This is a genomic window from Dickeya sp. NCPPB 3274, from assembly GCF_000406205.1.
In the GTDB taxonomy this organism is placed as follows: Bacteria; Pseudomonadota; Gammaproteobacteria; order Enterobacterales; family Enterobacteriaceae; genus Dickeya; species Dickeya fangzhongdai.
This window is the reverse complement of the sequence record NZ_CM001979.1, coordinates 3,999,137-4,012,081: the sequence shown is the minus strand read 5'-3', so window position 1 is coordinate 4,012,081 and position 12,945 is coordinate 3,999,137. Positions and strand designations below refer to the sequence as shown.

Sequence of the window (12,945 nt, the reverse complement as noted above, 5' to 3'; positions counted from 1 at the left end):
GCATTTTAAATGCATCTTTTAAAATTAGCTATCCCTAAAAAGGATTACGATGGCGAATGCGGGGAGACGAAAAAAACCGCGCCGTGGGAGCGCGGTTTGATGGGATTACTGTTTTTGCAGGTCCAGACGGTAGACGGCAAAGCCGATGTCGTCGTTACCCACCAGCGTTAGCGGGTACTGCGATTTTTCCTTGATGAAGGCAGCCGCTTTCGGCGACGGCGATGTTTCCACCCGGATATCCAGCGGGGTATCGCTGACAATGTTTGCCAGACGCCAGTTGTTGTCCGCGGCCGGTTTTACCTCGCCGGCTTTTTTCGTTTCAGCGCTGATATAGGCGGCCAGCACCGCGCGGTTTTCATCCGGCGAGGCGAACGCGACCTGTTTTTCACCGGTGCCGGCGAATTTTTCGCCGTAGGCGCGGTAGTTGTTGGTGGCGATCAGGAACGTGGCCTGCGGATCGATGGGTTTGCCTTTGAAGGTCAGATCCTTGATGCGATGCGCATTGCCGTTGATCAACTGGCACTCGCCGTCGTAGCGGGCGGGCTGGGTGACGTCGATCTGATAGTTCACGCCGTCAATAACGTCAAAGTTGTAGGTGCGAAAGCCCTCCCAGTTGATGAGCGACTGCGGCTCGCGTTTGTGCGCGTCAATCTGGTTGAACTGACCGGCGGAGCATTCCAGCCATTCCCGTACCTGCTCGCCTTTAACTTTTACCACCACCAGCGTGTTGGGGTAGAGATAGAGGTCGGCGGCGTTACGGAAGGTCAACTGGCCTTTTTCCACTTCCACGTAGCTGGCCGGGTCGTTTTTGCGGCCGCCCGCTTTGAACGGCGCCGCGGCTGACAGCACCGGCAGCTCCGCCAAATCCGGGTCGCCCTGGATAAAGTGCTCGACGTACGCTGTCTGCGCGTTGTTGACGATCTGCACCGTCGGGTCGTCCTGAATCAGCGACAGGTAGCTGTACATATTGTCGGAAGCTTTGCCGATCGGCTTGCTGACGAACTCGCGGGTTTTCTGGTGGGCGTCCGACAGCACGTTGACCAACTGCGGATCTTCCGCCGCCAGCGATTTCTTCTGCGCTTTGTCGTAGATCGGCCGGGCTTCCGCCTTGCCTTCGGTCACTTTCCACTGGCCGCTGTCGTTGTTCAGTACCAGATCCACCACGCCGAGATGGTCGCCCCACTGGCCGGGCATCACGGCGGGAACGCCGTTCAGCGTGCCTTTTGCGATATCGGCGCCTTTGATGCCGGCGAAATCCTTGCTCGGGAATACCGCGTGGGCGTGGCCGAACATAATGGCGTCAATACCGGGGATTTGGCTTAAGTAGTAGACCGAGTTTTCCGCCATCGTTTTGTACGGCTCCGCCGACAGGCCGGAATGCGGTATGGCAATCACCACGTTCGCCCCCTGTTTGCGCAGTTCCGGCACCCATTTTTTCGCGGTTTCGGTAATGTCCGCTACCGTAACTTTGCCGCTCAGGTTAGCTTTGTCCCACACCATGATTTGCGGCGGCACGAAACCGATATAACCAATGCGTAGCTCGTGGGATTTGCCGTCGCGGTCTTTCACCGTTTTCTTTTCGATCAGGTAAGGGGTAAACAGCGGTTTGCCGGTTTTTGCGTCCAGCACGTTGGCGTTGATATACGGGAAATGGGCGCCGGCCAGCGCGTTGTGCAGGTAGTCCAGCCCGTAGTTGAATTCGTGGTTACCGATATTGCCGACCGCATAATCCAGCGTGTTCATCGCCAGATAGACCGGGTGCACATCGCCTTTCTTCAGCCCTTTGGCGGCGGCGTAGTCACCCAGCGGGCTGCCCTGAATAATGTCGCCGTTGTCCACCAGCACGCTGTTAACGGCTTGCTGACGGGCGGCCTGAATCAGGCTGGCGGTACGGACCAGTCCGAATTTATCCGTTGGACTGTCTTTATAGTAGTCATAGTCCATCATATTGCTGTGAAGATCGGTGGTTTCCAGCACCCGTAAATCGACGGTGGCTGCCTGAGTGGCGTTAGCGATGGCTATCGCGAGCAGGCTCAGCACCAGCTTATGCTTCATAAAGGTCGCTCCTGTGACGAGGTATTAACATGGCGACGCCTGCGCAGTCGGGCAGTTGTCCGACAATGGCGGCGCGGCCAGAATGTGTATCGCAGATTTTGATGAATATCGTGTTAAATATCAGCCTGAATTGTGAAGCATGACATAGAATTCCGGGGCAGACATAAAAATGGCCCGGTGCGTGCGCTGTCGCGGCACCTGACACATGGCCTGTACGTATAATGAGGTGAAACGATGTTAGAACAGATCTGCCAACTGGCGCGTGAGGCGGGAGACGCCATCATGCAGGTTTATAACGGTCAGCAGCCGCTGAACGTGGCGCTTAAGAAAGACGACTCGCCGGTGACGGCCGCCGACCTGGCGGCGCATCAGGTCATTGCGCGTGGATTGGCTGAACAGTACCCCGAGACTCCGATGCTGTCGGAGGAGGACCCACAGGTATGGTCCGAACGTCAGCACTGGCAGCGTTACTGGCTGGTGGATCCGCTGGACGGCACCAAAGAATTTCTCAATCGCAACGGCGAGTTTACCGTCAATATCGCGCTGATCGATAACGGCAAACCGGTACTGGGCGTCGTATACGTGCCGGTGACCGGGGTGATGTACGCCGCGGCGGACGGCAAGGCCTGGAAGGAAGAGGGCGGGAAACGCCGCGCCATTCAGGTAAAAAACGCCAGACCACCGCTGGTCGTGGTGAGCCGCTCTCACGCCGATGCGGAGCTGGACGATTATCTGCGGCAGTTGGGCGAACACCAGACCGTGTCCATTGGCTCGTCGCTGAAGTTCTGTCTGGTGGCGGAGGGCAAGGCCCAGCTTTATCCGCGTTTCGGGCCGACCAATATCTGGGATACCGCCGCCGGGCACGCGGTGGCGCTGGCCGCCGGCGCGCAGGTGCATGACTGGCAAGGGCGCACGCTCTCCTATCTGCCGCGCGAATCCTTCCTGAATCCGGGCTTTCGCGTTTCACTGTTCTGATTCCCTTTCCGGTCGCTCCGGCCGGATTTTTCCTGATGATAGCAACGGCAGGCGATTGGCCTGCCGTGCTCTTCCCGCCCTCCCGTTTTTATCTTTATGCCGCTGACGGCGCACTGTCGTTTTTTGGTCATATTTTCACGGTAGATTGGCGGCCGTTGATGCGGTCACCGTCGCGTATGTGAGTTTGCGGCATATCGCACATACGGCAATAACTTGAAGGTTTATACTGATTTAAAAAGTATGGCATTAGTCTATTCGGTAAAAATATGTAAACGCCGTAAATAATTCTGTCATTGCGGGAACTAACCGCAGGATAAGGACACTAACCAGTTGTACGTGATGATTGCCGCGCTGAACATCATCCGACCCTAATTGGGAACGGGTAGCGCGGTAGAGAAAAAACGGGAGGAGAGGAAGACGATGAGGATCTTCGAACGTTACAACCCCCTGAAGGTCGCCAAGTATGTGAAAATCCTGTTTCGTGGAAGACTCTACATTAAAGGGATTGGCGCTTTTGAATTTGATCAGGGCCGCATTTTGTTGCCCAAAACGCAGGATAAACAGCATCTGGTGGTGATGTCCGAAGTCAACCGTCAGGTACTGAAGTTGCAGGCTGAACTGGGTTGAAGGAACTCACCCCCTGCGACAGGAAAACGGCCCGTTAACGGGCCGTTGTTGTTTGTTGGGGTTTTATTATTTGTTGAAGTTAGTGTGCGAAGCGGCTTATGCCGGATGTGTTTCGGCGTTGAGCGCCGTTTTTTCTTCCAGCCGCGTGACCAGCAACTGGTCGATCTTGTAGCTGTCGATATCCACCACTTCAAACTTATACCCGGCGTAGCGAACAAAATCGGTGCGTTTGGGGATTTTGCGCAGTGTGTACATCATGAACCCGCCGATGGTTTCGTAATTGTCGGAGTGAGGGAACTCATCGATGCTGAGTGCACGCATGACATCTTCTATCGGCGTACCGCCATCGACAAGCCAGGAGTTCTCGTCACGGGCGACGATCTGCTCTTCCAACCCCTGGCCAACCAGGTCGCCCATCAGCGTGGTCATCACGTCGTTAAGGGTGATAATCCCCACCACCAGCGCGTACTCGTTGAGGATCACCGCGAAGTCTTCGCCGGCGGTTTTGAAACTTTCCAACGCTTCCGACAGCGTCAGCGTGTCCGGCACGATCAGCGCCGGGCGAATCTGTACGCCGCTGGTCAGTTCCAGACTCTGGTTGCCCAGCACCCGGTTCAGCAGATCCTTGGAATCCACGTAGCCGACAATCTGATCGATGGTGCCGTTGCACACCAGAAACTTAGAATGCGGCTGGTGCGCGATTTTCTCTTTGATCTGCGCTTCGTCTTCGTGCAGGTCGAAATAGACCACGCTTTCGCGCGAGGTCATTGAAGAGGGCACGGTGCGCGACTCCAGTTCGAACACGTTTTCGATCAGCTCATGTTCCTGTTTACGCAGCACGCCAGCCAGCGCGCCGGCTTCCACCACCGCATAGATATCGTCGGGGGTGATGTCTTCTTTGCGCACCATCGGCAGCTTGAACAACCGGAAAATCAGGTTAGCCAGACCGTTGAACAGCCAGACCAGCGGGCGGAACACCAGCAGACAGAAGCGCATGGGGTTGATGATCCGAACGGCTATCGCTTCCGGGGCAATCATACCAATGCGTTTCGGCGTCAGGTCGCCAAACAGGATGAACAGGCTGGTAACCAGCACAAACGAGCAGATAAAACTGGCGCGAGCGATCATGTCCTGCGGCAGAAAGCTGGCAAACAGCATTTCGAAATAGGGCGAGAAGGCGGCGTCGCCGATGATACCGGCCAGGATGGCGACCGCATTGAGGCCGATCTGAATCACGGTGAAGAAAATGCCCGGCGTTTCCTGAAATTTCAGCACCATGGCGGCGTTCAGGTCTCCTTCGTCGGCCATCAGCTTCAGTTTTATCTTGCGCGAAGCGGCCAGCGATATTTCAGACAAAGAGAAAAACGCACTGATGGCGATAAGAAATAAAATAATTAACAGACTGTTTAACATAGTTTTTTCGCACAGTCGTCACGGACGGCGAACCTCTGAAAGGGAATAACATCATGGGTGCGGCATCGCCGCAAAAGGGGCCGGAAGCCGGCCCGTGGTCGCCCAGTATAGCAGGCGAGGTCAAATCGCCGCCAGTTTCACCCCTGTGGAGGCAGACAAACCCCGATGCCGCCCAGTCCACAATAGCCATCCGGGTTCTTGTGCAGGTATTGTTGATGCTCGTCTTCAGCGTAATAAAACGGCCCGGCGGGCTGGATTTCCGTGGTGATGTCGCGGTTCTCGCCCGCATCGCGCATGGCCTGCTGGAAGCGCTGGTAGCTCTCTTTCGCCGCGGTTTCCTGCTCCGGGGTTAACGTATAAAGAGCGGAACGATACTGCGTACCGATGTCGTTGCCCTGTCGCATACCCTGCGCCGGATTATGGTTTTCCCAAAACAGTTGCAGCAACTGCGGGTAACTTACCACCGTAGGATCAAACACTACCCGCACGGCTTCCGCGTGGCCGGTCTTGCCGGTGCACACTTCCCGGTAAGTGGGGTTGGGGGTATAGCCGCCGCAATACCCGGATGCGGTGCTGTATACCCCGGACTGTTGCCAGAACAGACGCTCCACGCCCCAGAAGCAGCCCATGGCGAAGATCGCCACCTCCATGTGCTCTGGCACATGGGTCATGGAATGCTGATTCACCACATGCAGACGGGCGACCGGCATCGGTGTGGTGCGGCCCGGCAGGGCATCCGACTGACCGATCAGCTGTGTCTTATCAAAATTCGCTATCACGTTTGGCTCCTGATTATCACCCTGTGTTTCATACTTTCAGAGCATAACCGAGTTAATGCGCTCTGTCTTTATGGCGAAATAGCACAGCAATATGACAGGGGTGTTGGCGCCAGATAGCGTTTCGCAACTACCGGCGTTTGTAATTGCACACCATCCGGCCCGCTTGCTGGCGAACTGCGCCTGTCATGAGCGATTGGGCGTTTTCGGGGAGATGGCGTTGTCTGCATGGCGACGACTATCTATAGTTAACAATAGTTAACAACACCGTTACAGGCATACTTGTCTGTGGTTAATCAGAAAATACGTCGATTCTGCTGACACTGCCGGGAAGTTAAGTGACAATTTTTATCAGGACAAAAAACAGATTTTGCCGTCGCGGCGTCATGTTCTGCCGCATGTTGGGACTCGGAAGCCTGCTGCTGATGGCGGCGCCGGCGCTTGCCGCATCGAACGTGCGCCTGCAGCTCACCGGACTGGAGGGCGAACTGCAGAAAAATGTACGTGCCCGCCTTTCCACCATCACGCCAGATGAAGTCAACGCCGATGGCCGTTTCCGCGCCCGGGTCGATGAAGCGATCCGCAAAGGGCTGCGCGCGCTGGGTTACTACGACCCGGAGATTCGCTTTGAGTTTATTCCGGCGCAGGGGCGCGGCCGCCCGGTGCTGAAGGTGACCGTTAAGCCGGGGGAGCCGGTGAAAATCGCCGGCTCCAGCATTGCCATCCGCGGCGGCGCGCAGAGTGATGACGACTATCAAAAACTGGTGAGGCAGCATCGTCCCGCCGAAGGCAGTATCCTCAATCACGGCGCTTACGATGATTTCAAAAGCGAACTCGGCACCCTGTCGATGCGAAAGGGGTACTTTGACGGCCGCTTCAATAAAAGCCAACTGGGCGTGATGCCGTCCACCCATCAGGCCTGGTGGGACATTGACTACGACAGCGGCACGCGTTATCGCTTCGGCAAAGTCAACTTTCGTGGTTCCCAGATCCAGTCGGCTTATCTGCACAATCTGGTGCCGTTTCAGGAGGGCGATGTCTACTCTGCGGAACAGCTGGGGGAATTTAACCGGCGTTTGTCCGCTACCGGCTGGTTCAACTCGGTGGTGGTAGCGCCTGATTTCGAACAGGGTCGCCAGAGTAAAGTGCTGCCGCTGGATGCGGTGCTGACGCCGCGCACCCGCAACAGCGTGGAAACCGGGGTCGGCTACGCTACCGATGTCGGGCCGCGGCTGAAAACCACCTGGAAAAGACCCTGGGTCAATTCTTACGGCCACAGTCTGGAAAGCAGCCTGAGTCTGTCCGCGCCGGAGCAGCAACTGGATCTGAGCTACAAGATTCCGCTGCTGAAAAGTCCGCTGGAGCAATACTATCTGGTGCAGGGCGGTTTCAAGCGCGAAGATCTTAACGACACCCAGTCCGACTCGACGTCGCTCAACCTGGCGCGTTACTGGGAGCTGTCCAGCGGCTGGCAGCGGGCGGTCAACCTGCACTGGACGCTGGATCACTTTACCCAGGCCAACGTCACCAACACCACCATGCTGATATACCCCGGACTCAGCTTTAACCGCACCCGGCAGCGGGGAGGGCTGATGCCCGACTGGGGCGATACCCAGCGCTATTCGGTGGATGTCTCCAATACCCTGTGGGGCTCGGATATCGATTTTGCGGTGTTTCAGGCCCAGAACGTCTGGATCCGATCGCTGGCGGAAAAACACCGTTTCGTGGCGCGCGCCAATCTGGGCTGGATCGAAACCGGCAGCTTCTCCCGCGTACCGCCGTCGCTGCGTTTCTTCGCCGGCGGCGATCGCAGCATTCGCGGCTATAAATACAAGTCCGTTTCTCCGCGCGACAGCGACGGCAAACTCACCGGGGCCTCGAAGCTGGCAACCGGTTCGCTGGAATACCAATACAACGTCACCGGGAAATGGTGGGGCGCGGTCTTTGTGGACAGCGGCGAGGCCGTCAACGATCTGGCGCGCACCAACCTCAAGACCGGTGCCGGCATCGGCGTGCGCTGGGCGTCGCCGGTGGGGCCGATCAAACTGGATATCGCCCGGCCGATTGGGGATGACGACAAACACGGATTGCAGTTTTATATCGGGCTGGGGCCGGAGTTATGAGCAGGATGAAAAAAGCCGGAATTGGCCTGATGGCTGGCGTGCTGGCGTTGTTGCTGGCGGTGGTGTTGCTGGTGACCACGACGCCGGGGTTGCATCTGTTACTCAGCGCCGCCGTGCGCTGGGTGCCGGGGCTGGAAATAGGGCAGGTCGAGGGCGGCTGGCGCGATTTGACGCTGAAAGCGGTACGCTATCAAATGCCCGGCGTGACCGTGCGAACGGACAATCTGCATCTGGCGCTGGCGCCGGATTGCCTGTGGCGCAGCCAACTGTGTCTGGACGACCTGTCGTTGCAAAATCTGACGGTGGCGATCAATACCAGCGATATGCCGCCTGCTGAACCCGAGCCTGTGACGCAGGCGGCGCCGGTGACCGAAATCAGCGCGCCCGTGGCGATGCTGCTGCGCCGTGTAAACCTGAGCAACAGCCGTATCATTGTCGATGGCGCCGATGTGTCGCTGTCGTTGCTGCAAACCGGCCTGAACTGGCAAGGGCGGTCGCTGACGCTGTTGCCGACGCAGGTATCGGGCCTCACCGTGGCGCTGCCGGCCGCACCGAAAACGCCGCCTGCGCCGCCAGCCGCTGCGGGTAAACCGCAACCGCTGGGCGAGACGCTGCGTACCCTGTTTGCCGCACCGCTGTTGCCGGCGATGCCTGAATTTACGCTGCCGCTGGATATCACCATCGCCGATTTGCGCGGCGAGTCGTGGCAGATTCTGGGCGGCCAGCCGGTGACCCTTTCCCGCTTTCAGTTGCAGGCCGCCACCCGGCAGCAGACGCTGACGCTGCAACAGCTGACGGTTCAGTCGCCGCAAGGCGCGTTGTACGCCCACGGCGAGGCCCGGCTTGCCGGCGACTGGCCGGTAACGCTCAACGTTAACGGTATTCTGGACAGCGACCCGCTCAAAGGCGAACGGCTGCGGTTGACGGCCGAAGGCAGCCTGCGTCAGCAGTTGCGGCTGGCGATGAACCTGTCCGGCCCGCAGCGGGCGCAACTGGATATCCAGACCGCGCTGGCCGAGCCGGGACTGCCGCTGAATATCAGCCTGCATAGTCCGCAACTGCGCTGGCCGCTGACCGGCGACGCCCAGTATCAGTTCAACGACGTGCAACTGAATATCGGCGGCAAAGCCACCGATTACTCGCTGGCCCTACGGGGCGATATTCGCGGCCGCGAGTTGCCGCCCGGCACGTTGACGCTGGAGGGCAGCGGCAGTGAGCAGCAATTCGCGCTGACGCGATTGCGACTGGCCGCGTTGCAGGGCGCGGCGGATATCACCGGTCAGTTGGACTGGCGCGATGCGATCAGCTGGAACAGCAACCTGACCCTGAAAGGCATCAATACCGCACAGCAATGGCCGGAGTGGCCGGCGCGGCTGGAAGGATCGTTGACCACCCGCGGCAGTCTGGCGGGCGAGACGTGGCAACTGGAGGTGCCGCAGCTGGCGCTGGACGGGCAGGTGCGGCAGAACAAGGTGATGGTCAAAGGGGCGCTGAGCGGCAACGCCGGCGGACAGTGGTCGATCCCGGGCGTGACGCTGGCGCTGGGGCGCAACCAACTGACGTTGCAGGGCGAGCTAAGCGACCAGTGGCGGCTGAACGGCGATATCAACGCACCGTCGCTCAACGGGATTCTGCCGGGCCTGGGCGGGCAGGTGATGGGGAAATTGCGACTGAGCGGCAAACGCGACGCGCCGCAGTTGCAGACGGACATCAATGCCACGGCGCTGCGCTGGCAGGAACTGAGCCTGGGCAAACTAACACTCAATGGCGATGTGCAGTCGGATAAACAGGTGCACGGCACGCTGACATTGCAGCTACAGCAACTAGCGCAGGGCGACCTGCGTCTGGCGTCCCTGAATGTGCGCGCTACCGGCGACGAAAACCAACACCAGTTGCGTTTGACCATGAACGGCGAGCCGGTAGGCGGTCAATTGTTGTTGAGCGGTCGTTTCGACCGGGAGCAGCAGCGCTGGCAGGGGGAACTCAGCGATACGCGCTTTGAAACCCCGGTCGGCGAGTGGCGGCTGATGCCGGCGATGTCGCTGGTTTATCAGGTGGCGGCGCAGAAGATAACTGTGGGTGCGCATTGCTGGCGTAACCCGGATGCTGAACTGTGCGTACCGCAGCCGATCGAGGCGGGCGCCAGCGGCAAGGCGAGCGTCAATCTGAATCGGTTTAATCTGGCGATGCTGAAACCCTTTATCGGTCAGCAGACGGCGGTCAACGGCACGATTACCGGCAACGCCCAGGTTAGCTGGCAGGCAAACGGCGGTCTGCCGGAAGCCCACGTCACGCTGGCCGGCAATGGCGTAACCGTGCGCCAGCAGGTGCAGGGCGGTACGCTGCCGGTGGCTTTTGATACGCTGACGCTGGAAGCCGGGTTGCAGCGAGGGCAGGCGCGGCTGGCATGGCTGATGGGGATTCAGGGCAATGGCCGTTTTCGGGGCGACGTACAGATTGCCGACCCGCAGCGCCGCCGTAGCCTGAGCGGTACGGTGACGTTAAACGCGTTGTCGCTCGATCTGCTGCGGCCGATTCTGCGCCAGAACGAGAAGGCGGCCGGGGTCGTTAATGCCGATCTGCGGCTGGGGGGCGACCTGCAACGCCCGCAGGTATTCGGGCAGATGACGCTGGATAATCTTGACGTGGACGGCAGTTGGATGCCGGTGGATTTGACCAGCGGGCGGCTGGCGCTATTGTTCAACGGCATGTCGTCGACGTTGCAGGGGGTATTTCGCACCACGCAAGGACAGATTAATTTGGCGGGGAACGCTGACTGGTCGGTGCCTGAAGCCTGGCGGGCGCGCATTGCCGTCAACGGCGACCGCATGCGGGTGACGGTGCCGCCGATGGCGCGACTGGATGTGTCGCCGGATATTGTGTTCGAGGCGACGCCGCAGTTGCTGACGCTCAACGGCACGGTGACGATCCCCTGGGCGCGAATCGTGGTGCATGACATGCCAGCCAGCGCGGTGGATGTGTCGTCGGATGAGGTCATTCTGGATGAACGGCGACGCCCGATGCCGACCACCGCCAGTTCGATTCCGATTGCCAGCAACCTGATCGTGCGGGTGGGCGATGATGTCTGGCTTGACGCCTATGGCCTGCGCGCCCGGCTGAGCGGCGATTTGAAAGTCACGCAGGACACGCAGGGGCTGGGCCTGAACGGCCAGATTTCGATGCCGGAAGGGCGTTTCAAGGCGTATGGTCAGGATCTGCAGGTGCGCAAGGGACAGTTGCTGTTCTCCGGCCCGCCGACGCTGCCGGTGCTGAATATCGAGGCGATCCGCAATCCGGACAGTACCGCCGACAGCGTGACGGTCGGCGTGCGGGTGACAGGCACGGCCACCGCGCCTAAGCTGGAAGTGTTCTCCGACCCGACCTTATCTCAGGAAGAAGCCTTGTCCTACCTGTTGCGCGGCCAGGGACTGAACAGCAGCGGAACGGATAGTTCGATGATGACATCGGCCCTGATCGGTTTGGGGGTTGCACAAAGTGGTCAAGTTGTGGGTAAAATCGGCGAGGCCTTTGGCGTAAGCAATTTAGCTCTGGATACACAGGGGGTTGGCGACAAATCGCAGGTGGTTGTCAGCGGTTACGTCCTTCCGGGCCTACAGGTCAAGTATGGTGTCGGCCTGTTCGATTCATTGGCAACGTTAACCTTACGTTACCGTTTAATGCCAAAACTATATCTGGAAGCGGTGTCTGGTGTGAATCAGGCGCTTGATGTGCTCTATCAGTTCGAGTTTTAGCAATGCGAATTATTGTCTACGGCAGTTTACGGCGCAAACAGGGAAACAGTCATTGGATGACCAACGCTCAGTGGTTAGGGGATCATCGGCTCGAAGGGTATGAGCTGTACGATCTTGGCCACTACCCGGCGGCGGTTGCAGGCGAAGGAGAGATTTACTGCGAAGTGTACCGCATCAGTTCGTCTATTCTGACCGAACTGGATGAACTGAAGCGGGGAGACGGCGTTTACCAGCGTGAGCTTATCGCCACGCCTTACGGCAGCGCCTGGATCTACCTGTATCAGCGCCCGGTTACCGGCCTGCGCCGCATCGCCAGCGGCGACTGGTTGAAGCGTAACGAAGAGCAGTAAAAAAAACACCGCCATCGGCGGTGTTTTTTTCTGGCTTTGCCGGTTCGCGCTTGCTGCAACCGGCAGGATAGCCTTATTTATTTTTGGCGCGTTCGAAAGACGTCAGGATTTCGGCTTTCGCGGCGGCGGCGTCGGCCCAGCCGTCCACTTTCACCCATTTGCCTTTTTCCAGGTCTTTATAGTGCTCGAAGAAATGGCCGATCTGGGCGCGCAGCAGCTCCGGCAGGTCGTTCACGTCTTTGATGTGATCGTACTCTTTGCTCAGTTTGGTGTGCGGTACCGCCACCACTTTAGCGTCTTCACCGGATTCGTCGGTCATTTTCAGTACGCCAACCGGACGGCAGCGGATCACTGAGCCTGGTTGCAGCGGATACGGGGTCGGCACCAGAACGTCAACCGGGTCGCCGTCCAGAGACAGCGTGTTGTTGACGTAGCCGTAGTTGCACGGATAGAACATGGCGGTAGACATAAAGCGGTCTACGAACAGGGCGCCGGTTTCCTTGTCCACTTCGTACTTGATCGGATCAGAGTTGGCAGGGATTTCGATCACTACATAGATATCTTCCGGAAGGTCTTTGCCCGCCGGTACCGTATTCAAACTCATGTCGGTTTCCTTCTTCTTCAAACCAGAATGGAGTGGCGCTCATTATAGCCAACTGATGGCGAAAGTCGTGATTTTTTAGGCCGGGCGCATTGCGTCTGTTTGCCGGTTGCCACACCGGATTCCCATAAGCCTAATCAATGGAAATTAAATAATTAATCTAATTAAAGAACAACGGCAGGATTCCGATAAACCTGGATCCTGAATCGTGTCACCCGGCGGGTTCCGCGATGCACCGGCATGGTGCGTCGTACTGGGCGACGCCGTCTTATT

9 protein-coding genes are annotated in these 12,945 nt (G+C 58.4%); 5 read left to right on the top strand and 4 right to left on the bottom strand.

Annotated features, from left to right (window positions below; translation table 11 throughout):
- Positions 1 to 105 precede the first annotated feature (105 nt).
- Positions 106 to 2,055 carry a bifunctional 2',3'-cyclic-nucleotide 2'-phosphodiesterase/3'-nucleotidase gene (locus DXX3274_RS17915; protein WP_042860924.1) on the bottom strand — a complete coding sequence of 650 codons (1,950 nt, stop codon included), beginning with the start codon at positions 2,053 to 2,055 and terminating at the stop codon, positions 106 to 108.
- A 234-nt stretch (positions 2,056 to 2,289) separates the two neighbouring features.
- Between DXX3274_RS17915 and cysQ the strand changes: the two genes are divergently transcribed.
- On the top strand, positions 2,290 to 3,030 hold the full coding sequence (gene cysQ, locus DXX3274_RS17910; RefSeq protein ID WP_042860923.1) for a 3'(2'),5'-bisphosphate nucleotidase CysQ: 741 nt from the start codon (positions 2,290 to 2,292) through the stop codon (positions 3,028 to 3,030).
- 420 nt (positions 3,031 to 3,450) lie between these two features.
- Positions 3,451 to 3,657, top strand: coding sequence for a DUF1107 domain-containing protein (locus tag DXX3274_RS17905; protein WP_012768543.1), 207 nt, complete (start codon positions 3,451 to 3,453; stop codon positions 3,655 to 3,657).
- Positions 3,658 to 3,753: 96 nt separating this feature from the next.
- On the opposite strand, the gene DXX3274_RS17900 is transcribed toward DXX3274_RS17905, so the two are convergent.
- Positions 3,754 to 5,070 carry a hemolysin family protein gene (locus DXX3274_RS17900; protein WP_042860922.1) on the bottom strand — a complete coding sequence of 439 codons (1,317 nt, stop codon included), beginning with the start codon at positions 5,068 to 5,070 and terminating at the stop codon, positions 3,754 to 3,756.
- Positions 5,071 to 5,207: 137 nt separating this feature from the next.
- Positions 5,208 to 5,846: a peptide-methionine (S)-S-oxide reductase MsrA gene (msrA, locus tag DXX3274_RS17895; protein WP_193747090.1), complete on the bottom strand. Its 639-nt coding sequence runs from the start codon at positions 5,844 to 5,846 to the stop codon at positions 5,208 to 5,210.
- Positions 5,847 to 6,232: 386 nt separating this feature from the next.
- Between msrA and DXX3274_RS17890 the strand changes: the two genes are divergently transcribed.
- Genes DXX3274_RS17890 through DXX3274_RS17880 form a run of 3 tightly spaced genes read left to right on the top strand, consistent with a single transcriptional unit; the run spans position 6,233 to position 12,071 of the window.
- Positions 6,233 to 7,969, top strand: coding sequence for an autotransporter assembly complex family protein (locus tag DXX3274_RS17890; RefSeq protein WP_152495314.1), 1,737 nt, complete (start codon positions 6,233 to 6,235; stop codon positions 7,967 to 7,969).
- Positions 7,966 to 11,721, top strand: coding sequence for a translocation/assembly module TamB domain-containing protein (locus tag DXX3274_RS17885; RefSeq protein WP_042860919.1), 3,756 nt, complete (start codon positions 7,966 to 7,968; stop codon positions 11,719 to 11,721). Before DXX3274_RS17890 ends, DXX3274_RS17885 begins: the two co-directional genes overlap by 4 nt.
- Positions 11,722 to 11,723: 2 nt before the next feature.
- Positions 11,724 to 12,071: a gamma-glutamylcyclotransferase gene (locus tag DXX3274_RS17880; RefSeq protein WP_042860918.1), complete on the top strand. Its 348-nt coding sequence runs from the start codon at positions 11,724 to 11,726 to the stop codon at positions 12,069 to 12,071.
- A 73-nt stretch (positions 12,072 to 12,144) separates the two neighbouring features.
- Here the strand turns inward: DXX3274_RS17880 and ppa are convergent, their stop codons facing one another.
- A complete protein-coding gene (ppa, locus tag DXX3274_RS17875) occupies positions 12,145 to 12,675 on the bottom strand; it encodes an inorganic diphosphatase (RefSeq protein ID WP_038666134.1) in 531 nt (176 codons plus the stop codon).
- Positions 12,676 to 12,945: the final 270 nt, after the last annotated feature.